Source organism: Streptomyces daliensis, from assembly GCF_054782395.1.
In genome coordinates this window covers 1-22,376 of record NZ_BAAGSO010000124.1, presented here as the reverse complement: position 1 = coordinate 22,376, position 22,376 = coordinate 1, and the positions used below count along the sequence as shown (strand labels likewise).

Annotated in this window: 16 protein-coding genes; 5 read left to right on the top strand and 11 right to left on the bottom strand. The window is 71.1% G+C overall.

Annotated features, from left to right (window positions below; genetic code table 11):
* Positions 1-408 precede the first annotated feature (408 nt).
* Together ACYVOO_RS35745 and ACYVOO_RS35740 are read left to right on the top strand one after the other, a co-directional pair.
* Positions 409-1,197 (top strand): SDR family NAD(P)-dependent oxidoreductase, encoded by a 789-nt coding sequence (locus ACYVOO_RS35745; RefSeq protein WP_461019892.1) that lies wholly within the window; start codon positions 409-411, stop codon positions 1,195-1,197.
* Between the two features lie 35 nt (positions 1,198-1,232).
* On the top strand, positions 1,233-3,257 hold the full coding sequence (locus ACYVOO_RS35740; protein WP_461019891.1) for a beta-galactosidase: 2,025 nt from the start codon (positions 1,233-1,235) through the stop codon (positions 3,255-3,257).
* A gap of 39 nt (positions 3,258-3,296) precedes the next feature.
* Here ACYVOO_RS35740 and ACYVOO_RS35735 read toward each other — a convergent pair whose 3' ends face one another.
* Complete coding sequence (locus ACYVOO_RS35735; RefSeq protein WP_453346266.1) at positions 3,297-4,058, bottom strand: response regulator transcription factor; 762 nt, start codon at positions 4,056-4,058, stop codon at positions 3,297-3,299.
* 231 nt (positions 4,059-4,289) lie between these two features.
* Here ACYVOO_RS35735 and ACYVOO_RS35730 point away from each other — a divergent pair, with 231 nt between their 5' ends.
* Positions 4,290-4,742, top strand: coding sequence for a GNAT family N-acetyltransferase (locus ACYVOO_RS35730; protein WP_461019890.1), 453 nt, complete (start codon positions 4,290-4,292; stop codon positions 4,740-4,742).
* A gap of 263 nt (positions 4,743-5,005) precedes the next feature.
* On the opposite strand, the gene galK is transcribed toward ACYVOO_RS35730, so the two are convergent.
* The 3 genes from galK to galT are packed head-to-tail and all read right to left on the bottom strand — an operon-like array spanning position 5,006 to position 8,344.
* Positions 5,006-6,205, bottom strand: a complete 1,200-nt coding sequence (gene galK, locus ACYVOO_RS35725) for a galactokinase (RefSeq protein ID WP_461019923.1) — start codon at positions 6,203-6,205, stop codon at positions 5,006-5,008.
* Positions 6,205-7,248 (bottom strand): UDP-glucose 4-epimerase GalE, encoded by a 1,044-nt coding sequence (galE, locus tag ACYVOO_RS35720; RefSeq protein ID WP_461019889.1) that lies wholly within the window; start codon positions 7,246-7,248, stop codon positions 6,205-6,207. Before galE ends, galK begins: the two co-directional genes overlap by 1 nt.
* Entirely contained in the window at positions 7,241-8,344 is a 1,104-nt protein-coding gene (gene galT, locus ACYVOO_RS35715) for a galactose-1-phosphate uridylyltransferase (protein WP_461019888.1), read from the bottom strand. The genes galE and galT overlap by 8 nt, the downstream gene beginning before the upstream one ends.
* A 238-nt stretch (positions 8,345-8,582) precedes the next feature.
* Here galT and ACYVOO_RS35710 point away from each other — a divergent pair, with 238 nt between their 5' ends.
* Entirely contained in the window at positions 8,583-10,253 is a 1,671-nt protein-coding gene (locus tag ACYVOO_RS35710; protein ID WP_461019887.1) for a sodium:solute symporter family protein, read from the top strand.
* Between the two features lie 23 nt (positions 10,254-10,276).
* Positions 10,277-10,645, top strand: coding sequence for a hypothetical protein (locus tag ACYVOO_RS35705; RefSeq protein ID WP_461019886.1), 369 nt, complete (start codon positions 10,277-10,279; stop codon positions 10,643-10,645).
* 84 nt (positions 10,646-10,729) lie between these two features.
* Here the strand turns inward: ACYVOO_RS35705 and ACYVOO_RS35700 are convergent, their stop codons facing one another.
* The 7 genes from ACYVOO_RS35700 to ACYVOO_RS35670 all read right to left on the bottom strand — a co-directional run bounded on the left by ACYVOO_RS35700 (position 10,730) and on the right by ACYVOO_RS35670 (position 21,710).
* Positions 10,730-11,488, bottom strand: a complete 759-nt coding sequence (locus ACYVOO_RS35700) for a LuxR C-terminal-related transcriptional regulator (protein WP_461019885.1) — start codon at positions 11,486-11,488, stop codon at positions 10,730-10,732.
* Positions 11,489-11,737: 249 nt separating this feature from the next.
* Positions 11,738-13,690: an outer membrane protein assembly factor BamB family protein gene (locus tag ACYVOO_RS35695; protein WP_461019884.1), complete on the bottom strand. Its 1,953-nt coding sequence runs from the start codon at positions 13,688-13,690 to the stop codon at positions 11,738-11,740.
* 289 nt (positions 13,691-13,979) lie between these two features.
* Positions 13,980-15,824, bottom strand: a complete 1,845-nt coding sequence (locus ACYVOO_RS35690; protein WP_461019883.1) for an ABC-F family ATP-binding cassette domain-containing protein — start codon at positions 15,822-15,824, stop codon at positions 13,980-13,982.
* A 661-nt stretch (positions 15,825-16,485) separates the two neighbouring features.
* Positions 16,486-17,346, bottom strand: coding sequence for an EamA family transporter (locus ACYVOO_RS35685; RefSeq protein ID WP_461019882.1), 861 nt, complete (start codon positions 17,344-17,346; stop codon positions 16,486-16,488).
* Positions 17,343-17,843 (bottom strand): YbaK/EbsC family protein, encoded by a 501-nt coding sequence (locus ACYVOO_RS35680; RefSeq protein WP_461019881.1) that lies wholly within the window; start codon positions 17,841-17,843, stop codon positions 17,343-17,345. The genes ACYVOO_RS35685 and ACYVOO_RS35680 overlap by 4 nt, the downstream gene beginning before the upstream one ends.
* A 181-nt stretch (positions 17,844-18,024) precedes the next feature.
* A complete protein-coding gene (locus ACYVOO_RS35675; RefSeq protein WP_461019880.1) occupies positions 18,025-19,674 on the bottom strand; it encodes a penicillin-binding transpeptidase domain-containing protein in 1,650 nt (549 codons plus the stop codon).
* 281 nt (positions 19,675-19,955) lie between these two features.
* The gene (locus ACYVOO_RS35670) at positions 19,956-21,710 is read right to left on the bottom strand and encodes a dolichyl-phosphate-mannose--protein mannosyltransferase (RefSeq protein WP_461019879.1); all 1,755 of its coding nucleotides are present in this window, start codon (positions 21,708-21,710) and stop codon (positions 19,956-19,958) included.
* Positions 21,711-22,376: the final 666 nt, after the last annotated feature.

Sequence of the window (22,376 nt, the reverse complement as noted above, 5' to 3'; positions counted from 1 at the left end):
TCAGCCCACCCGGAGGAGCAGCGGGTCACCGGCGGGACGGGGACGGGGTGGGGTGTCCCCGCAGGTCGAGAAAGTCACCGGCGTAAAGCCGACAACGAGACCTTCACGCCGAGGAGACACCCCACCCCGGCACCGGACACCCCCCACCCACACACCCACAACCACGGTCGAAACCCGGAATCACGCGGCGCCAGCCGCGAACTACAGGTCCATACGCCGCGCCGAAGCCACCGGCCCGCACCCGCAGCACGGCGCCCCGCCCAGCGCAGCGCACCGTGCTGCGGCGCAAAAATCAGCGCGGGACCCTACAGTGCGCACCACACCGGCCAACCGTCCCGCGCAACACCCCCGTGAAGCGGGAACCCCGCGTTTCCTTCCGCCCCCCGCGAAGGGGACTAGCATCCGCACATGGGCGCCCCCGCACAGCGAACCGCATCCCACAACACCGGCCGCTTCACCGGCCGCACCGTCATCGTCACGGGAGGCGGCGCGGGTATCGGTGCCGCCACAGCGCATCGGCTCGCGGACGAGGGGGCCGCCGTCGTCATCCTCGACAACGAGGAGGAGGGCGGCCACCGAACGGCCCGTGAGATCACCGCGTCCGGCGCCCGCGCAGCGTTCGTGCTGGGCGACGTCACCGACGAACCCGCCTGGGCCCGCGCCGTCCGCACGGCGCGCCAGGGCTTCGGCCCCGTCAGCGGCCTCGTCAGCAACGCGGCCCTCATGCGCCCCGGCACCGCCGACGCGCTGTCGCTCTCGGACTGGGAGGGCCAGTTGGGCGTCAACCTGACCGGCGCGTTCCTCGGGGTGCGGGCGTGTCTCGGGGATCTGCGGGAGACGCGGGGAGCGGTCGTGCTGACGTCGTCCGTGCACGCCCTGGTCGGGCTGCCGGAGCGTCCCGCGTACGCCGCGACCAAGGCGGGGCTCACCGGGCTCGGCCGTCAGCTCGCCGTGGACTACGGGCCACAGGTCCGCGTCAACAGCGTGCTGCCAGGGCCCATCCTCACCCGTGCCTGGGAGGGCGTCGGCGAGGAGGACAGGCGGCGCACCGTGGAGCAGACGGTCGCGGGGCGGCACGGGCGGCCTGAGGAGGTCGCCGCGAGCATCGCGTTCCTGCTCTCTGACGACGCGTCCTATGTGACCGGCACCAGCCTGGTCGTGGACGGCGGCTGGAGCGTCTACAAGACCTCGGCCTGACCCGACGATCCGCCCCCACCCCGTTGGAGGTTCCCGTGCCCGCGTTCACACCGCACCGCGTCCACTTCGGCGGCGACTACAACCCGGAGCAGTGGCCGGAGGAGGTGTGGGCCGAGGATGTGCGGCTGATGAAGGAGGCTGGGGTGACCATGGTGACCGCCGGGATCTTCTCGTGGGCCCGTGCCGAACCCCGTCCGGGCGAGTGGGACTTCGGCTGGTTCGACCGCGTCATGGGGAACCTGGCCGACGCGGGGGTCGAGGTGTGTCTGGCCACCATGACCGCCTCGCCGCCGCCGTGGTTGTCCCACCGGCATCCGGAGATCCTTCCCGTCACCGCCGAGGGCCGCCTTCTCCACCCCGGTTCACGGCAGCACTACTGCCCCTCCAGCCCCGTCTACCGCGCACACGCCGTGCGCCTCGTCGAGCGGCTCGCCGCCCGCTACGCGGACCATCCGGCGCTGTCGATGTGGCACGTCGGCAACGAGTACGGCTGCCATACCCGCCAGTGCTACTGCGATGTCTCCGCCGACGACTTCCGCCGCTGGCTGCGCGAGCGCTACGGCACGGTGGACGCGCTCAACGAGGCGTGGTCGACGGCCTTCTGGTCCCAGGCGTACTCCGGTTTCGAGGAGGTGCTGCCGCCCCGCGCGGCCCCCACCTTCCCCAACCCGGCGCAGCAACTGGACTTCCACCGCTTCAGCAGCGACGCGCTGCTCGCCTGCCATCTGGCCGAGCGGGTGGTGCTCGGCCGCGTCACGCCCGGCGTTCCCGTCACCACCAACTTCATGCCGCACCACAAGCCGGTCGACCAGTTCGCGTGGGCCGCCCACGAGGACGTCGTGTCGCTGGACTTCTACCAGGACCCGCACGACCCGGAGACGCATCTCGGCGCCGCGCTCGCCTTCGATCTGATGCGCTCGGCCGGGCGCGGCGCGCCGTGGATGCTGCTGGAGCAGGCGCCGAGCGCCGTCAACTGGCGTCCGCGCAACGGCCCCAAGCCGCCGGGTGCCATGCGGCTGTGGTCGTGGCAGGCCGTGGCGCAGGGCGCGGACGCGGTGCTGTACTTCCAGTGGCGGCAGTCGCGCGGGGGCGCCGAGAAGTTCCACTCCGCGATGGTTCCGCACGGCGGCACCGGCACCCGCGTCTTTCGCGAGGTGGCCGCGCTGGGCCGCGAACTGGCCTCCGTGCCGCAGCTCGCGGGCAGCAGGGTGGCGCCGCCCGGGACCGCGCTCGTCCAGGACTGGAACAGCTGGTGGGCGCTGGAGCTGGACTCGCACCCCTCCACCGCGCTGAGCCACACGGAGCGCTTCCTCGCCCATCACAGGCCGCTGTTCGAGGCGAACGTGCCCTGCGACGTCGTGCCGCCGGACCGTGAGCTGTCCGGTTACCGGCTGGTGATCGTGCCCAGCCTCTATCTCCTGAGCGAGGAGACGGCCGCCCGGCTGACGGCGTACGTGCGCGACGGCGGGCATCTGCTGGTGTCCTTCTTCTCCGGCATCGTCGACGACTGCGACCGCGTCCATCTCGGCGGCTATCCGGCGCCGCTGCGGGAGGTGCTGGGGCTGACCGTCGAGGAGTTCTGGCCGCTGGCCGAGGGCGCGACGGTGACCGTGCGCGGCGGGACAGGCCGTGAAAAGGGTCCGATCCGGGAGGCCAGGGGCGATCTGTGGTCCGAGGCCGTACGGCTGGAGGGCGCCGAGGCCGTGGCCCGCTTCGACGGGGGCGAGCTGGACGGCGTTCCGGCCGTGACCCGGCACGGCTACGGCGAGGGCGTCGCGTGGTACGTCGGGACGCGGCTGGAGGCGCTGGCGACGCGGGCGCTGCTGGACACGGTGCGCGAGGGGGCGGGCGTCGGGCCCGTGCTTCCCGGGCTGCCCGACGGGGTCCAGGCCACGGTCCGGGAGGCGGACGACGGCACCCGCTTCCTCTTCCTCCTCAACCACGGCACGGCACCGGCCCGCGCGGCCCTGCCCCGGCCCATGCGGGATCTGCTGAAGCCTGGGGGCACGGCGGAAGCACACGTCACCCTGCCCCCGCGCGGGGTCGCCGTCCTCACCTGACGACCCGACACCTGACGACCCGACGCGGACCCGCGACGCTCAGCGCGCGGGCGCCGGTTCCAGTTCGACGGGCCCTACCCCGGCGCGGCGGGCCAGCGCCACGGCGGCCAGCGTGGAGTGGACGCCGAGCTTGCCCAGCACGTTCTGCATGTGGGTGCGCACGGTGTGCGGGGAGAGATACAGCCGCTCCGCCACGGCCTTGCGGCCCAGCCCCGCGACCATGCAGCGCAGCACCTCCCGCTCGCGCGGCGTCAGCGACTCGACGAGCCGCTCGCTCTCCGTGCGGTGCTTGCGCGTGGCCGTCAGCTCTCTCAGCACGCCGGTCAGCAGTCCTGGGGACAGATGCGTCTCGTCCTTGAGCACGCCCCGGATGACCTGGAGCAGCCGCGAGAGGGAACAGTCCTTGGCGACCCAGCCGCCCGCGCCCGCCTGGAGCGCCGCCGCGGCGTGCCGCGGATCGTCGCGCTCGGCGAGGACGACGGACCTGAGCTGTGGGTAGTCGGCACGGACGCGGCTGACGAGCGGTATCCCCCCGACGGCGTTCTCCGTGGCGGAGCCGTCGCCCGAAAGGGCCGCCGCCACCTCTCCGTTGCCCCCGCTCATGGGGGCTCCGAGATCGGCGTCGACCAGCACCACGTCAAAGCGGCGGCCCTCCGCCACTCCGCGTTCCAGGCAGCGCAGAGCGGCGGGGCCGCTGCCCGCCGCGGCGACCTCGACGTCCTGCTCGGCCGCGAGCGCCGCGGCCAAGGACTCGGCGAAAATGCGGTGATCGTCGACCACCAGCACACGGATACGTTGCATGGCACCCCCTGGCAGTGCGGGTACGGCGCCCGGCACGAGGAATAGGCGCAGCCGCACGGCCGCCGCCGTGTGTAGCCGCTTCCCCGCCCCGGGCGCCGTACCCGGCTGTCTCGCCCCCTGATCGGTACCGGCCCCCACCGATACCGTGCATCAGACTCAGAGTACGGCCGGGTTCTGACAACGGAAGCGGATTGACAAAACTGCTTGCCGCACCCGTTTAAAGTGAGACATGTGTTCCGGATTGAGACAGCAGTCGATCAGCAGCGCCGCCAACTGATCGAGGAGCGGCTCGACGCGACCAATTCCGTCCTCTCTCCTGTGATGCGCGCGCTGCGTGGCACTCCGGCGGACGAGGAGGAACCCGTCCAGCTCTTCGCCCTCACCGGGGAGAACGGGGAGAGCGGAGAAGTGGCGGGCGGTCTCGTCGGATACGCGTGGGGCCACTGGCTCCACGTCGACCTGTTGTGGGTGGACGAGCGCCACCGCGGTCAGGGGCTCGGTTCGCGGCTCATGGCGGAAGCGGAGGCGCTGGCGCGCGAACGGTACGGATGCGCTCATTCCCGTGTCGAGACGTGGGGCTTCCAGGCGCCGGATTTCTACCAGAAGCTCGGTTACGCGATTGTCGGCGTGGTGGAGGACTATCCGCCCGGCTGCACGGACCACCTTCTGGTCAAGAAGCTCTGACCGTCGCGAGAGGACGCGAGAGGAACGGCGGAAAGCGCCGGAACGCCGGAAATTTCTGGTCACGTATCCGTCACGTGTCTGGTCACGCGACGGAAAAACCCGTCGCATATCTGTCCGGCAATTGCTTTCCGCGGCCCCTGTCGGCGGAAAGCAATTGCCGGGCGGAAAGCGCCCCCTTGCGCGTCGGCGCGGACGCCGTTCACTGTCCACAGGCTGGGGACGTTCCGGCCGGACGGCTCGAACCGTCGGACGGCCCGTACCGGTCAGGCGGCCCGGCGCGCGCCCTCGCCCGGGACCGCGTCGAAGACGCGCGGCGCGCGGTGGCCCGCGGCGGCGAACGCCGCCAGGACCGCCTCGGTGACCTTCTCGGCCGCGGCCTCCTCCACCAGCACGATCGCGGAGCCGCCGAAGCCGCCGCCCGTCATCCGGGCACCGACGGCACCCGACGCGTTCGCGGTGTCCACGACCAGGTCCAGCTCCGCGCAGGAGATCTCGAAGTCGTCGCGCAGCGAGGCGTGTCCGGCCGTCAGCACGGGGCCGATGGCGCGGGTCTCGCCCGCGTCGAGCAGCCGGATGGTCTCCTGGACCCGCTCGTTCTCGGTGACGATGTGCCGCACCAGCGGGCGCACCGCGGGGTCCTCGACGCGGGCCAGCGCCGCGTCCAGTTCCCCGTACGCGACATCGCGCAGCGCCGGGACGCCCAGCGCCCGCGCGCCCGCCTCGCACCCGGCGCGGCGCTTGGCGTACTCGCCGTCGCCCAGCTCGTGCTTGACGCGGGTGTCGACGACCAGCAGCCGCAGGCCCTGCGCTGCCAGGTCGAAGGGGACCTGGCGCTGGGTGAGGTCGCGGGTGTCGAGGTAGAGGGCGTTGCCCGCGGTGCAGCAGGCGGAGGCCATCTGGTCCATGATCCCGCAGGGGACGCCGACGAAGTCGTTCTCCGCGCGCTGGCACAGCCTGGCCACGTCCTCGGGGCTCAGGCCGAGCCCGTACAGGTCGTTCAGCGCCACCGCCGTCGAGACCTCCAGCGCCGCGGAGGAGGAGAGTCCGGCGCCGGTCGGTACGGTGCTGTGGAAGTGCAGGTCGGCGCCGCCCACGTCGTGCCCGGCCGCACGCAGCGCCCATACGACGCCCGCCGGGTAGGCGGCCCAGCCGCCACGGTCGCCTGTGGCGCCCTGGGGGGCCAGCTCGTCGGCGCGCAGTTGGACGACGTCCCCTGAGGCGTCGGCCGAGTACAGGCGCAGCACCCCGTCGTCGCGCCGGGACGCCGCGACGCGGCAGGTGTGGGGCAGCGCGAGGGGCATCACGAAGCCGTCGTTGTAGTCGGTGTGTTCACCGATGAGGTTGACGCGGCCGGGCGCGGTCCACACGCCGTCGGGCTCCGCGCCGTACACCTCGCGGAAGCCGTCCTGGGCCTCCGCCACGCCCGCCACACCGGTACCGCTCGTACCGCCCGTACCGCTCATCACGACCCCGCCCTCTGTGCGAATTGCCACGCGTCCTCGACGATCCCCGCCAGGCCGGCCCGCGAGGGCCGCCAGCCGAGCCGTTCCCTCGCCCGCTCCGCCGAGGCGACCAGCACGGCAGGGTCGCCGCCCCTGCGCGGCGCGGCCACCTCGGGGACGGGGTGGCCCGTCACCTCGCGCACGGTCTCGATGACCTCGCGGACGGAGAAGCCGTTGCCGTTGCCCAGGTTGCAGATGAGGTGCTCGCCCGGGGCGATGCCGTCCTTGCCGTCCCCGGAGCCCGCGGAACCCGCGGAACCCTCCGAACCCTCGGAGCCCTTGTGCATCGCGGCCATGGCCAGCAGGTGGGCCTCGGCGAGGTCGGCGACGTGGATGTAGTCGCGGACGCAGGTGCCGTCGGGCGTCGGGTAGTCGTCGCCGAAGACGGAGATGGCCTCGCGGCGGCCCTGCGCGACCTGGAGCACCAGCGGGATGAGGTGCGACTCGGGGTCGTGGCGCTCGCCGTAGGCGACGCCGTCGCCGGTCGCATACGCGCCCGCGACGTTGAAGTAGCGCAGCGAGGCGGCGGCCAGCCCGTGGGCGTGGGCCTCGCCGGTGATCATGTGGTCGACGGCGAGCTTGGAGGCGCCGTACGGGTTGGTCGGCGCGGTGGGCGCGTCCTCCCTGATGGGGGAGTCCTCGGGCTCGCCGTACGTCGCGGCCGTCGAGGAGAAGACAAGCTTGCGCACGCCCGCCTCGCGCATGGCGGCGAGCAGCTCGATGGTGCCGCCGACGTTGTTGCGCCAGTACTTGTCCGGGTCCACGACGGACTCGCCGACCTGCGAGTGGGCCGCGAAGTGGAGCACGCCGTCGTAGGAGGCGTCGAGCCAGCGTGCCGCATCCTGGATGCGGCCCTCCACGAACTCGGCGCCCTCGGGCACCCCGGCGCGGAAGCCCGTCGAGAGGTCGTCGAGGACGGTGACCGTGTGCCCGGCCTCCAGAAGGTGCGCGGCGACCACGCCGCCGACGTATCCCGCTCCACCCGTCACCAGGTACTTACTCACTCGCCGCTACCTCTCGCAGTCGCTGGGCCGCGGTCTCGGGCGGCACATCGTTGATGAACACGTTCATGCCGGATTCGGAACCCGCGAGGAACTTCAGCTTGCCGGAAGTGCGGCGGATGGTGAAAAGCTCGAGATGGAGCGCGAAGTCCGCACGCCCGTCGGCCGTCAGCGGCGCCTGGTGCCAGGCGGCGATGTACGGGGTCGGCGGCTCGTCGGGACCGAAGATCCGGTCGAACCTGCGCAACACTTCCAGATAGATCTGTGGAAACTCTGTGCGCTCCGCCTCGCCCAGCGCGAGCAGGTCGGGCACGCGCCGCTTCGGGTAGAGGTGCACCTCGTACGGCCAGTGCGCGGCGTAGGGCACGAAGGCCACCCAGGTGGGGGTCTCGGCGACGACGCGCCGCCCGTCGGCCAGTTCGTCGGCCACGAGGTCGTCGAAGAGGTTGCGGCCCTCGTGGCGCTCCGCGTACGCGGCGGCCGAGCGCAGCATCCGCTCGGTGCGCGGGGTGACGAAGGGGTAGGCGTAGATCTGGCCGTGCGGGTGCTGGAGGGTGACGCCGATCTCCTCGCCCCGGTTCTCGAAGCAGAAGACCTGCTCGACGCCGGGGTGCTGGAACAGCTCGGCGGTGCGGTCCGTCCACGCGTCCAGGACGAGGCGGGCCTGGTCCTCGCCGAGCGAGGCGAAGGAGGCGTGGTGGTCCGAGGTGAAGCAGACGACCTCGCAGCGCCCGGCGCCCGCGCCGTGCCGGAACAGGCCGTGCGCGCCCTCGGCGGTCTCGGGGCCGGGCTCTCCGGCGAAGGAGGGGAAGCGGTTCTCGAAGACGGCGACGTCGTAGTCGGGTTCGGGGATCTCGCTGAGCCGTCCGTCGCGTGAGGGGCAGAGGGGGCACTCGTCGGCGGGCGGGTGATACGTGCGGGCCTGGCGGTGCGCGGTGACGGCGGTCCACTCGGAGAGCAGCGGGTCGTAGCGGATCTCGGATGCGGTGGACGTCGACGGCAGGGGGCGCTGGTCCACGGCGTCGCGCACGGCGTCGTCGCGGGCGTCGTAGTAGACGATCTCCCGGCCGTCGGCGAGCCGGTTGGAGGTCTTCTTCACGTACAGGCTCCTCACCCTCTGTCGCCCCAACATAATCGCACACAAGGAATCACAGACCAACAGCCTGGCGCGAGCCTGCGAATTTTCACGCCGCAGAAGGGACATTGAGGATAAATACCATGCGACGCTCGTCACATGCATCACAATCAAACAAATTGCAGCAGCGTAACCCTTCATAAGCGGACCTTCGGCGAGTAGCTTCACGTCCGTTCCGATCGCGCAATGAAGCGAGAGATCCATGCAATACCTTGCCGAAGGGCTTCGGCTCCCCACCAACGGACTCGACTACACACTTCTGGGCATCTACTTCGTCGTCGTCCTCGGCATCGGCTTCGCGGCCCGCCGCAGTGTGAAGACGAGCCTGGACTTCTTCCTCTCCGGCCGGTCCCTTCCCGCGTGGATCACCGGCCTCGCCTTCGTCGCGGCCAACCTCGGCGCGACGGAGATCCTGGGCATGGCCGCCAACGGCGCCCAGTACGGCGTCTACACCGTGCACTGGTACTGGGTCGGCGCCATCCCGGCCATGGTCTTCCTCGGCCTGGTCATGATGCCGTTCTACTACGGCTCCAAGGTCCGCTCGGTCCCCGAGTTCCTGCTGCACCGCTTCGGGCCCTCATCGCACCTCCTCAGCTCGATCATCTTCGCGGTCTCCGCCGTGCTGATCGCGGGCGTCAACCTCTACGCGATGGCGATCGTGCTGGAGGCGCTGCTCGGCTGGCCGGAGTGGGTGGCCATCGTCATCGCGGGTTTCTTCGTCCTCGCGTACATCACGCTCGGCGGGCTCTCCTCGGCCATCTACACCGAGGTGCTCCAGTTCTTCGTGATCCTCGCGGCCCTGATCCCGCTGACCATCGTCGGCCTCAAGCGCGTCGGCGGCTGGGACGGGCTCACCGACTCCCTCACGGGGTCGCACGGCGGCTCGTTCATGACGGCGTGGGAGGGCACGGGCATCGGCTCGGCCAACCCGCTCGGCGCCAACTGGCTGACCATCGTGCTCGGCCTCGGCTTCGTGATGAGCTTCGGCTACTGGACCACCAACTTCGCCGAGGTGCAGCGCGCACTGTCCGCCAAGAACGCCTCCGCGGCCAAGCGCACCCCGCTCATCGCCGCGTTCCCCAAGATCCTGATCCCGGCCGTCGTCGTCATCCCCGGCCTGATCGCGCTCGTCATGGAGCCGTCACTGGGCAAGCCGGGCAGCGGGCTCACCTACAACGACGCGATCCCGGTGCTGATGCGCGACCTGCTGCCGAACGGCGTGCTGGGCATCGCGGTCACGGGTCTGCTGGCCGCGTTCATGGCGGGCATGGCGGCGAACATCTCCTCGTTCAACACCGTGTTCACCAACGACATCTGGGCCGCGTACTTCAAGAAGGGCCAGCCCGACGAGCACTACGTGAAGACGGCCCGCTGGGTCACCGTGGTCGGCGTGCTGATCGGGATGGGCACCGCGTTCATCGCCTCGTCCTTCAGCAACATCATGAACTACCTCCAGACGCTGTTCTCCTTCTTCAACGTGCCGCTGTTCGTGGTCTTCATCATCGGCATGTTCTGGAAGAAGACGACGCCCGCTGCCGGGTTCTGGGGGCTGCTCTCCGGTACGGTCGCCGCGATGATCAACTACTTCTGGCTCTACAAGCAGGGCGTCATCGACATCCCCAGCGAGCAGGGCGCGAACTTCGTCTCCTCGATCGTCGCCTTCGTCGTCGGCGCCGTCGTGATGGTCATCGTCACCCTCGTCACCAAGCCGAAGCCCGTGGAACAGCTCCAGGGCCTCGTCTACGGCACCGTCTCGCCGGGCCTGGAGGAGCCGCCCGCCGAGGGCGACGACGCCTGGTACCGGAAGCCGGCACTGCTGGGCTGGGGCGCGATCATCCTGGCAGCCGTCTGCTACATCCCCTTCTCCTTCTGAACCGCGAAGGACACTGATCCACCATGAGCGAGAACAGCACCAACCGCCCGGAGGGCACCACCGTTCCGGCGGGCGACCCCTCGGCCGTCGCGCAGGAGGTCGAGGAGCTGGAGAGGCGGTCCCAGACCGCGGCCAGGCTCTTCGACGTACGCCGCATCATCGGCGGCCTGTTCGTGGTCTACGGGGTGATCGTCACCATCGCGGGGATCTTCGCGTCGGACGCGGACATCAAGAAGGCCCAGGACATCAACATCAACCTGTGGACGGGCCTGGGCATGCTGGCGCTCGGCGTCTTCTTCCTCGTCTGGCTGAGGCTGAGCCCGACGATCCCGCCGCCGTCCGCGGAGAACGCTGAGGCCGCGGACGGGACCGGAGCCGCGAAGGAGGACTGACCCCTGCGGGGAGTCCGGCGCGTCATCGCGGCCGGGCTCCCCGCACGGCACGTCTCACTGCCCGTCACTCCCCGGGCCGGTCCCTCACTCCCCCGACGAGGACGCCGCCTCGTCCTGGGCCTGACCCGGCGCCTGGCCCGGTGTCTGGCCCGGGGCCGGTGCCGGGACGCGGTTGACGGGGCGCGCCGCGCGGTCCAGCAGCCCCGTACGGGCCGCCAGCGCCGCCGCTTCGAGCCGCGAGCCCACCCCCAGCTTCATCAGCACCCGCTGCACATGCGTCCGCGCCGTGCTGGGCGCGATCCCCATGCCGACCGCGATCAGCCGGGTGTCCTCGCCCTCCGCGACCCGCACCAGCACCTCGACCTCGCGCGGCGTGAGCAACTGCAACAGCCGCGCCCCCTCGTCGTCCGGCTCCGCCGCCGGGTTCAGCAGCTCGGCGAAGGAGTCCTGGAGCAACTGCGGCGCCACGGCCGCCTCCCCGGCCCGTGCCTTCATCATGGCCCGCTCGACGCCCTCGATCCGCTCGTCGTGGCGCACATAGCCGGACGCCCCCGCCGCGAAGGCGGAGGCGATCCCGCGCGGGCTGGGGACGGGGCCCAGTACGACGACCGCTATCTGCGGCTTCTCCCTCTTGATCCGCACGACGGGGTCGAAGACCCCCGGTTCCGCGGGCATGGCGGTGCCCAGCAGGCACACTTCGGGCGCCCGGCTCACCACCAGATCGGCGGCGCCCGCGCTCGGCGCCGCCGCCGCGAGTACGCGGTGGCCGCGCAGTTTCAAAGCCGAGGCGAGGGCCTCGGCGAGCAGTCTGTGGTCGTCGACCACCATGAGCCGCACGCTCATTGACCTACCCCCCACAATCCCCAAGGGACAGGGTCCACCCCCAGGCCCAGCCCTTTTCCTGTTTCGGGAAGCTACACGCTCCCCCGCCATTCCGCGCCCCTTACGGAGCAGAAGGGCCCGTCAACACACAGCGATGGCCCGCCGACGGTGTGTCGACGGGCCGATCGTGTGCCCCGGAAGGCGGAAAAGCGGTGGCTCGGATACGCCGGGGCCGCGCCAGGGATGCGCTACGTATCCGCTAGGGCGACGTCAGCTGCCGAAACCGATCGCCAGGTATTTCGCGTAACTGTCGGTGCTGTCCTTGGAGATCAGCGTCTGCTGGAGGAACAGCCGCCCGCCCACGAAGATGGGAGGCTCACGCATCGTGATACCCGCGAAGTTGTTCTCGGCCTCGGCGGAATCGTCGGGATTGCGGAGATACAGCTCCTGCTTGCCCTGCTTCGCCGGATCGACGGCGACGACCTGGCCGCCCGAGTCGTAGGTGGGCTTCTTGTAGGCGATCAGCTTGTCGCCGTCCATGCGGACCGGGACGATCGAGCGCTTCTCGCCCGCGGGGGACTTCCACTTCGGCTTGCCGGTGTTGAAGTCGAAGGCCATGATCTCGTTCGTGCGGCCGTAGTCCGAATCGCCCTGGTGCTCCTCGGTGGGCAGGTAGACGTACTTGTCGTCAGCCGCCGAGGTGGCGCAGGACTCGACCTCCGTGCTGCAACCGGGGTCGTACTTGCGCTCCCCGGTGGAGATCTTCGCCTTCAGCTTGGCGTCCTCGCCGACCGTCATCACGTCGGTCGTCGTGGTCTCGCCCGCGCCGACGGCCAGGACGACCGGATCGGTGGAGATCACCGAGATGCTCTCGACGCCGCGCGGCGCCTCGAACTCCCACTTCGACTTGCCCGTGGTCGGGTTGAGCTTCTGGACCTTCATCTGCGGGTTGTCGTAGCCGCCGCAGGAGACGACCGCCAGCAACTCCTCGCCGCCCGCGAAGCCCTCGTCCTTGCAGTCGCCCGTCGGCTGGGCCTTCCAGAGAGGGCTGCCGCCGGAGATCTTGTACGCCACGGAGCCGCCGAGCCACTTCGCGGCCACGACGTCCTGGCTGATGGTCATGTTGATGCCGAGGGTGGACGCGTCGTCCGCGTTCGGCATCTTCTCCTGCCAGTCCTTCTTGCCCTTGTCCAGGTCGATGACCGCGATCTGGCTGCACGCGGCGTCCGAGGACTTGGTCTCGCCGAAGACGACGGCGGTCTTGCCGGACTCGGTGACGTGCCGGGAGGACGCGCACACCTCGCCGTCCAGCGGGATCTCCCACGCCTTCTTGCCGCTCGCGGCGTTGACGCCGATGATCCCGTTCACCGTGCTCTTGGCGAAGGTCTTCTCGGTGGCCCAGGCGCCGACGACGCTCACCGGATCGTCGTCGGTGATGGTGGGCGACTGAATCTTGAACAGCTCCTTGCCGTCCACACTGGCGGGCTTGTTGCTCCCGCCCTCCGTGCCCTGCGAGGAGCCGCCGCCGCCCTTGGCCTCGTCGTCGCTCCCGCCGTCGTCACCGCTCAGCAGGAAGAAGCCGCCGACGCCCGCCACGAGCACCAGCGCGACGACGGCCGCCACGATGGCGACGACCTTGCCGTTGCCCCCGCCGCCGGGGCCGCCCGGGGCCGAACCGGGGGGCATCGTCGGGTACATGCCCGGACCGCCCTGCCCGAACGGCGGCTGGCCCGGCTGTCCCGGCTGTCCCGGCTGACCGGGCTGCCCGTAGGGGCCGGGGGGACCGGGCGGGGCGGGCGCGCCGTAACCGCCGGGGCCCTGCTGCGGATAGCCGTACGCGCCGCCCTGCTGCGGGTAGCCGTAGCCGCCCTGGGACGGCGGCCCTGGCTGCTGCGGGGCGCCGTAACCGCCCTGCGGCTGCGGCGGGCCCTGCGGGGGCTGACCCGGGGGCGGAGGCGGCTGGGGCGGCTGCTGGGGCTGGTTCTGGGGGGACTGCGGGGACTTGGGGGACGGGTCCTGCGGCCCGAGCATCGTCGGCGCGTCATGGACGCCACCGCCCTGCGGCGGGCCCTGCGGGGGCTGCGGCGGCTGGCCGGGCGGGGGCGGCTGCTGGGGATAGCCGTACGACGGCTGACCCTGGCCCTGGCCCTGCCCCGGCGGATCCTGCTGCCCGCCGAAGCCGCCCGACGGCGGCTGGTGGGGCGGCGGAGGCGGCTGCGACATGACAATCCCTCGTTAACGGACAGACCGGACACCCTGCCCCTCAACCCCCCGTTAGGGCCGAGCGCATCGGACATCTAGTCCGCCAGCGGTTGACTACTGAGCGGAGACTCTTTCTATCACCGGACACCGACAACCGAAGGGCCGGTTCCCGCCCCTGTCCGCGGGACGAGACCGGCCCGGAACGCCGTCGTTATGAGAAAGCGGCCGGGCCCGTGCCCGGTACGGGACGGTGTGCGCCGCTTCCTCCCCGTCGCCTCCGGACGTCCGCTACGTGCCCTGTACGTGCCCGCTACGCGCCCTCGGCGAGTTCCAGCCAGCGCGTCTCCAGCTCCTCGTGCTGCCCCGACAGCTCCCTCAGCTTCGCGTCCAGACCCGCGACCCGCTCGAAGTCCGTCGCGTGCTCGGCCATTTCCGCGTGCAGCCCGGCCTGCTGCTCCTCGATGCGCGCGAGTTGGCGCTCGATGCGCTGCATCTCCTTCTGCGCGGCACGGGACAGCGCCGACGGGCTCGAAGCGCCCGACGCCGGGGCCTGCGACTGCGCCGACGCGGCGGAGGGGGCCGGGGCCGGGGCGGAGGCGGCGGACGCGTTGCGGATGCGCTCGCGCCGCTCCAGGTACTCGTCGATGCCGCGCGGCAGCATCCGCAGCGTGCCGTCGCCCAGCAGCGCGTGCACGCGGTCGGTGGTCCGCTCGATGAAGAACCGGTCGTGGGAGATGACCACCAGCGAGCCCGGCCACTCGTCGAGCAGGTCCTCGAGCTGGGTCAGGGTCTCGATGTCCAGGTCGTTCGTCGGCTCGTCGAGGAAGAGCACATTCGGCTCGTCCATCAGCAGCCGCAGGATCTGGAGGCGGCGCCGCTCGCCGCCCGACAGATCACCCACAGGAGTCCACTGCTTCTCCTTGACGAACCCGAAGCGCTCGCACAACTGCGAGGCGGTCATCTCGCGGCCCTTGCCCAGATCCACCCGCGAACGGACGCTCTCGACGGCCTCCAGCACCCGCCAGGCCGGGTTCAGCTCGGCCACCTCCTGCGAGAGGTACGCCAGCTTCACCGTCCTGCCGACCTTGATCCGCCCGCCCGTGACCAGCGGCGACTGCTGCTCGCCCCCGCTGCGCGCGACATCCTCCAGCGCACGCAGCAGCGACGACTTGCCCGCGCCGTTCACGCCGACGAGGCCGATGCGGTCGCCAGGACCGAGCTGCCAGGTCAGATGCTTGAGCAGCACCTTCGGACCGGCCTGCACGGTCACGTCCTCCAGGTCGAAGACGGACTTGCCCAGCCGCGAGTTGGCGAACTTCATCAGCTCAGCCCTGTCGCGCGGCGGCGGCTCGTTCTCGATCAGCGCGTTCGCGGCCTCGATGCGGAAGCGGGGCTTGCTCGTACGGGCAGGGGCGCCGCGCCGCAGCCAGGCCAGCTCCTTGCGCATCAGGTTCTGCCGCTTGCTCTCCTCCTGCGCGGCGATGCGTTCGCGCTCGGCGCGCGCGAAGACGTAGTCGGAGTAGCCGCCCTCGTACTCGTGCACCGCGCCGCGCTGCACGTCCCACATCCGCGTGCACACCTGGTCCAGGAACCAGCGATCGTGCGTCACGCACACGAGCGCGGAGCGGCGGGTGCGCAGGTGGCCCGCGAGCCAGGCGATGCCCTCCACGTCGAGGTGGTTGGTGGGCTCGTCCAGGACGATCAGATCCTGCTCGGCGATCAGGAGCTGCGCGAGCGCGATGCGGCGGCGCTCGCCGCCGGACAGCGGGCCGATCACGGTGTCGAGCCCCTGTGGGAACCCGGGCATCTCCAGCCCGCCGAAGAGGCCCGTGAGCACGTCGCGGATCTTGGCGTTGCCCGCCCACTCGTGGTCCGCCATGTCGCCGAGGACCTCGTGGCGGACGGTGGCTTCCGGGTCGAGGGAGTCGTGCTGCGTCAGCACGCCGAGGCGGAGGCCGCCCGAGTGTGTGACGCGGCCGTCGTCGGCGGTCTCCAGCTTGGAGAGGATGCGGATGAGGGTGGTCTTGCCGTCCCCGTTGCGGCCGACGACGCCGACCCTGTCTCCCTCGCTGACGCCGAGCGAGACGCGGTCGAGAAGGGCACGCGTGCCGTACACCTTGCCTACGGCTTCCAAATTGACGAGGTTGACAGCCATCTCACTCCTGTACGGGAACCGGTCAGCCCTCCAGGGTAGTCACCCCTGCCCCCTCCCCCGACCGCTCCGGGTCCCCGGGGCCCCATGAGGGCTCACCCCTTCACGGGGTGCGAAATCAGCGCGGGACCCTCCGGTGCCCGCTTCGCAGGGGGCGCAGCCCGGGTACCCCTTGGGGTTTCGTTGCGCGGCTGCGGCCCGGTGGTGGGGTTGTGCCCACCTGTTCCGCCATGCGGAACGCCTGCCCACAACAGTGGGAGCGGGCCGGAGGGTGGCCACCGGGTGGGAGGTGGTGCGGTGGGGTGTCCCCGCAGGACGAGCAAGTCACCGACCGAAAGCCAAAAACGAGACCTTCACGCCGAGGAGACACCCCACCACGGCACCGACCCCCACCACACAGCAACCCCACACGGCCACCGGCCGAAACCAAGAACCACGCGGCGCCAGCCGCATCGCACCGCAACCACACGCCGCGCCGAAGCCACCGGCCCGCACCCGAAAAACGGCGAACCGCCACCCCACCCCGTGCCGCGGCACAAAAATCAGCGCGGGACCCTACAGTGCGCACCACACCGGCAAACCGTCCCGCGCAACACCCCCGACGAACGGGCACCCCCCGTTTCCTTCCGCACCCCGCGAAGGGGACCCGCACCCCGCGAAGGGGCTAGTGCAGCATCAGCGCTATGCCGCCCACCATGAGGACGGACGCCGCGATGCGTGGGGCGCCGAAGCGTTCCTTGAAGAAGACGGCGCCGATCGCCGCGCCGGCGATGATCGAGGACTCCCGCAGCGCCGCGACAGGCGCCAGCGGCGCCCTCGTCTGCGCCCACAACACCAACCCGTACGCGGCCACGGACAACGCCCCGCCCACCAGCCCGCGCCCGGCGACGGGCCGAAGCTGCTCCACGAGCGCGCGGCGGCGCGTGGCCAGCGCCCAGGCGGGGATCGCGAGGCCCTCCAGGATCATGAGCCAGGAGATGTAGCCGAGCGCGGATCCTGAGGCCCGTACGCCCACGCCGTCGACCACGGTGTACGCCGCGATCGCCAGCCCCGTCGCCACCGCGGCGGTCAGCGCGGGCCACTGCGCCCCGCCCCCGGAACCGCCCTTGGAGGAACCCCGTATCCCCCACAGCGCGACGCCGACAAGCCCCGCGGAGGCCACCGCGACCCCCGCGAGCTGCCACGCGTCTGGCAGCTCGTGCAGGAAGACGGCCGCGAGGACGGTCACGACGAGCGGCGCGGTGCCGCGCGCGATCGGGTACATCTGCCCGAAGTCGCCGAGCCCGAACGACCGCATCAGCAGCAACTGGTAGACCACGTGCAGCGCCACGGACACGAGCAGCGGGGGCCAGGCCGCCGCGGCCGGTACGGGCGCGAAGCAGGCGAGTACGGCCCCGCACACCGCTCCCCCGCCGCCGACGAGGGTGAAGGCGACAAGCTGGTCCCGTATGCCATGCGCTAGCGCATTCCAGCTAGCGTGCGCCACGGCGGCCAGGAGCACCGCGGCGACGACCAGCGGGGTCATCGAGCGGCGCCGGCGGGCTGCTCACGTACGTCGGCGAGGGAGCCGCCCGCGTGAGCGATCAGGTCCGTCGGACCGAGCGCGAAGACGGTGTGCGGGGTGCCCGCCGCCGCCCAGACGACGGTGTGGACGAGCAGCCCGCGGTCGGCGAGCACCCGCATCGCGGTGAGGTGGCCGAAGGGCGGTACGCCGCCGATGGCGTACCCCGTCGCCTCGCGCACGAGGTCCGCGTCGGCGCGGCGCACGGTCTCGGCGCCCAGTTCGGCCCGTACCCGCTCGACGTCCACGCGCGAGGCGCCGTCCATGAGGACGAGGACGGGCTCACCGTCGGCCACGAAGATCAGCGACTTGACGATCTGGCTCAGCTCGCAGCCGATGGCCTCGGCCGCCTGCGCCGCCGTTCTCGTCGCGTCGGGGAACGCGCGGATCTCCACGTCCGTGAGGCCCAGCTCGGACAGGGCGGCGGCGAAGCGCGGGTGCGCGGAAGATGGCATGGTCATGTATCCGACCGTATCCGCCGCTCGCGGCGCCGGGCGACGCAGTTTCCGCCCGCCCCCGCCGCCCGACGGCCCTCTCCGCCCCGCACACAGCCGCGCGTGGCCCGGTCGGTGCTGCACCGGGCCACGCGCGTGAGGTGGCGGAACGAGGCGGAGGGGGCCGTGGGGCCCCGCCGCGAGGGGTCTACTCGCCCGCGGCCTCCAGGACCTTGCGGACGACGGGCCCCGCGTTGGTGCCGCCGTGGCCCGACTCCGGGACGACGGCCGCGGCGGCCATGTCGTCGCGGTAGGCGGTGAACCAGGCGTTGGGCTTCTTCTGGCCGTCGACCTCGGCCGAGCCGGTCTTGCCGCCGACGTCGCCACTGAGCCCGGACAGCGCGCTGGCCGCGGTGCCGCTGGTGGCGGTGAGCTTCATGAGGGAGCGCAGATCGCTGAGGACCTGCGGCTTCATGGTGCGGGACGCCTTGGCGAGCTTGCGGTCGTCCAGCGACGGGGAGACGATCACCGGCTGCTTGAAGGAGCCTTCCTTCACCGTCGCGGAGACCGACGCCATCGTCAGCGGGTTCATGCGGACGGCGCCCTGGCCGATCAGCGAGGCGGCCATCTGGGTGCCGGACTGGACGGGCACGCTGCCGTCGAAGGTGCCGGTGCCGACCTCCCAGGTGAGACCGATGCCGAAGATCTCGCGGGCCTCCTTGGCCTGGTCGGAGTTCTCCAGCTTCTCGGCCTGGGTGATGAAGGCGGTGTTGCAGGAGCGGGCGAAGCTCTGCGCGAAGGTGCCGCCCTTGATCTCGAACTTGTCGAGGTTCTGGAACTTCCAGCCGCCGTACGACGCGTACTTCGGGCACGGGTGCGCCTTGTTCGGCGAGGCGAGGCCCTTGTCGAGCAGCATCGCCGTGGTCACGACCTTCATCGTGGAGCCGGGTGCCAGCGAGCCGCGCAGCGCGGTGTTGAAGCCCTTGGCCGGGGAGTTGGCCACGGCCAGGATCTCGCCGGTGCTGGGCTTGACCGCGACGACGGACGCCTTGCTCTTGCCCTTGACCGCGCTCTCGGCCGCTTCCAGCGCCTTCTTGTCGAGGGTGGTCTTCAGCTCACCGGGCGTGCCCTTGGACAGGGTGCGCAGGGTGGTGCCGGTGTCCTTGCCCTTGGAGTCGACGAAGCGGGTCTCGATGCCCGCCTTGCCGTCCGTCTTGTCGCCGAAGCGCTTGCGAAGGTCGTCGAGCACGTCGGCGAGGCCGGGGTGCTCCTCCTTGGTGAGCGCGGCGCCGTTGCGGTCCACGGCCTCGATGGGCGGGGTGCCCGCCTCACCGGTCTTGATGGACTGGCCCTCCTGGAGCTGCGGGTGGATCACCGCGGGCTTCCAGTCGACCACGGCCGCGCCGGTCTTCTTGTCACGTACGACCTCCAGCGCGGAGGTGTAGGCCAGTGAGGTCTTCTCCTGCTTGTAGGAGATCTTGGCCGCGAGATCGAACGGCACCTTGCTGCCGGAGGCGGTGCCAGGGGTGAGCCCGAGCTTCGCGACGTGGCCTTCCTTACGGAAGTCGCCCAGGTCCTTCGCCGCCTCGATCTTGTCGTCGGTGAGCTGTGCGGCGGACTTGGTGTTGCCGACGGCCCACGCCTTCAGGAACTTCTCGGCGGTCGTCCGCACTTCGGCGCTGCTGGGCGGGCCGGTCTTGACCTCCCCGCCCGGCTTGCCGTCCGCGGAGACGCTGCCTTCGCCGCCGCCACCGCTCTTGTCGTCGCTGCCGACGAGGGCGTAAACGCCGAAGCCGGTAGCGCCGACGATCGCGGCGGCCACGCCGCCGATCACCGCCATCTTCTGACTGTCACGCATCTGAGAATCTGCCCCTCCACCCCGCCTCAGCCAACGCGACCAAGGACCTGTCCGAGGCACCCTAGAGCACGCGCGTTACCGAACGTGCCCCGGTATGCCCGTTCGGCGGCATATCGCGGGGATGTGGATTCGAGGATTCACCGGATCCGGGGGTTTCGGGCCCGGAGTGGAACCGAAGTCACAGACGTCGTTTCCGGACCGATCAGTTCCAGAAGGGATCTAGATCAAGTTCGTTTCGGATGAAGACTACTTGCGACTCGTGTGCCCCCACCTTCCCCTGCTCAGATCCAGGTGTCGAACCACATGCGGTTACGCCAGGCGTCCATGGGGATCGTCTGGCCCGTGTAGATCGGCCAAAAATAGATGAAGTTCCAGATGATGAGCAGCACCAGCACACCCGAGCCGACGATGCCGACCGTGCGTCTGCGGTCGCTCACGCCCGGCGGTCCGGCGAGCGCACCGATCGTCATGGCCAGCGCCAGGCAGATGAACGGCAGGAAGACGACCGCGTAGAAGAGGAAGATCGTCCGCTCCTGGTACATGAACCAGGGGAGGTAGCCCGCGGCGATTCCGCACAGGATCGCGCCCGCGCGCCAGTCGCGCCGGAAGAGCCAGCGGTAGAGCACGTACAGCACCGCGAGGCACCCCGCCCACCACAGCAACGGTGTCCCCAGGGCCAGCACTTCACGGGCGCAGCCCTCGGCCACGTCCGTGCAGCCGTCCTTGCCCGCCTTGGGCGACTCGTAGAAGTACGAGACGGGACGGCCCAGGACGAGCCAGCTCCACGGGTTGGACTGGTACGTGTGCCCCGAGGTGAGGCCGACGTGGAAGTCGTACACCTCGGACTCGTAGTGCCACAGGCTGCGCAGCGGTCCGGGGAGCCAGCCCCAGGGCCCGGCCGCGCCCTGCTCGTCGGCCCAGTCCCGAAAGTAGCCGCCCTTGGTCGCGAACCAGCCCGACCACGACACCACGTAGGTGCAGACCGACACGACGACGAGCGAGAGGAACGCGGGCAGCGCGTCCTTGCGCACGGCCGCGAGGAACGGGCGCGAGGCGCCCGCCGTGCGGCGCGATCCCATGTCCCACAGGACGGTGAGGATGCCGAAGGCGGCCAGGATGTAGAGGCCGTTCCACTTGGTGGCGAGGCCCAGGCCCAGGCAGAGCCCGGCGGCCAGCCGCCAGGGGCGCAGGCCGAGCGAGAACCGGTCGCCGACGTCGGGATCGGGGCGCACCTCGCGCGGGGCCTCACCGGAAGGCGGTGCGCCCCCCGGTGGCTCGGCCTCCGGGAGCGCGCGGGCCAAGCGCGCGCGGGTTCTGTCCCTGTCGATCAGCAGACAGCCGAAGGCCGCCAGCACCCAGAACATCAGCACCAGGTCGAGCAGCGCCGTGCGGCTCATCACGAAGTGCAGCCCGTCGACGGCCATCAGGCCGCCCGCGAGGCAGCCGAGCGCGGTCGAACGGAACAGCCGCCGCCCGATCCGGCACAGCATCAGCACCGACAGGGTGCCGAGCAGCGCCGTCATGAAGCGCCAGCCGAACGGGTCCAGGCCGAACATCCACTCGCCGAACGCGATCATCCACTTCCCGACGGGCGGGTGCACGACGTACGAGCCGTCCGGCGACAGCGGGATACGGGACGGGTCGCCCAGGATCTTGTCGTTGGCGTTCTCGGGCCAGGTGCCCTCGTACCCGTACTGGAGGAGGGACCACGCGTCCTTGGCGTAGTACGTCTCATCGAATATCACCGCGTGGGGTGAACCCAGCCGCCAGAAGCGCAGCAGCCCGGCGACGAGCGCGATCAACACCGGGCCGCCCCAGGCGGACCACCGCGCGAGGCGGGCCGCGACGACCGGTGAGAACCCGAAGAGCGCGCCTAGCCGCACGTCAGGGGACGGGAAGGGGGGCACGAGGCGATGCCGCGTGCCGGGGCGGGGGTGGCCCACGTATCCGAAGCGGCGCAGTCGGGACTGCCACGTGGGCAGGCTGTCCGAGGGGGCCTCGCGCTCGACGTCCGCCGCGGTGTCACTGGTCGTCACCGGCCCATCGTAGGGAACCCATCTGTGAGCCTCACCCTTCGCGGGGTGCGGCTCCCCTTCGCGGGGTGCGGCTCCCCTTCGCGGGGTGCGGAAGGAAACGGGGGGTTGCCGGTTCGTCGGGGGTGTTACGCGGGACGGTTGGCCGGTGTGGTGCGCACTGTAGGGTCCCGCGCTGGTTTTTGTGCCGCGTCACGGGGGTGCTGCGCGTGTGGCGGGGCGCCGTGTTCGGCTGCCTGGCCGGTGGCTACGGCGCGGCCTATGGACCTGTAGTTCGCGGCTGGCGCCGCGTGATTCTGGGTGCCTGTTGGGGTTATGGGCGCGTGGGTGCGGGGTGTCCGGTGCCGGGGTGGGGTGTCTCCTCGGCGTGAAGGTCTCGTTTACGACTCTCCGCCGGTGACTTTCTCGACCTGCGGGGACACCCCACCCCGTCCCCGTCCCGCCGGTGGCCCGCTTCCGCTCCGGGTCGGCTGGGGTCGGCTCCATGACGTGCGGCGACACGCCCCCCAGCGCGGGACCTACGGTCCCCACTCCACGGGCCAACCGTCCCGCGCAACACCCCCCTGTCAGGGGTGCGCCTACCCGAGTGCCCCTTGGGGTTTCGTTGGCGTGCTGCGGGCCGGTGGCACGGGTTGTGCCCACCCTCCCCCAGCTACCGCTGGGAGGTGC

Bases quoted from the DNA above. Each gene is read 5' to 3' on its own strand.
- galK (WP_461019923.1), bottom strand. From the start codon at position 6,205: ATGAGCGGTACGGGCGGTACGAGCGGTACCGGTGTGGCGGGCGTGGCG.
- ACYVOO_RS35685 (WP_461019882.1), bottom strand. From the start codon at position 17,346: ATGACCCCGCTGGTCGTCGCCGCGGTGCTCCTGGCCGCCGTGGCGCAC.
- ACYVOO_RS35745 (WP_461019892.1), top strand. From the start codon at position 409: ATGGGCGCCCCCGCACAGCGAACCGCATCCCACAACACCGGCCGCTTC.
- ACYVOO_RS35680 (WP_461019881.1), bottom strand. From the start codon at position 17,843: ATGACCATGCCATCTTCCGCGCACCCGCGCTTCGCCGCCGCCCTGTCC.
- ACYVOO_RS35705 (WP_461019886.1), top strand. From the start codon at position 10,277: ATGAGCGAGAACAGCACCAACCGCCCGGAGGGCACCACCGTTCCGGCG.
- ACYVOO_RS35690 (WP_461019883.1), bottom strand. From the start codon at position 15,824: ATGGCTGTCAACCTCGTCAATTTGGAAGCCGTAGGCAAGGTGTACGGC.
- ACYVOO_RS35675 (WP_461019880.1), bottom strand. From the start codon at position 19,674: ATGCGTGACAGTCAGAAGATGGCGGTGATCGGCGGCGTGGCCGCCGCG.
- ACYVOO_RS35700 (WP_461019885.1), bottom strand. From the start codon at position 11,488: ATGAGCGTGCGGCTCATGGTGGTCGACGACCACAGACTGCTCGCCGAG.
- ACYVOO_RS35710 (WP_461019887.1), top strand. From the start codon at position 8,583: ATGCAATACCTTGCCGAAGGGCTTCGGCTCCCCACCAACGGACTCGAC.
- ACYVOO_RS35735 (WP_453346266.1), bottom strand. From the start codon at position 4,058: ATGCAACGTATCCGTGTGCTGGTGGTCGACGATCACCGCATTTTCGCC.
- ACYVOO_RS35695 (WP_461019884.1), bottom strand. From the start codon at position 13,690: ATGTCGCAGCCGCCTCCGCCGCCCCACCAGCCGCCGTCGGGCGGCTTC.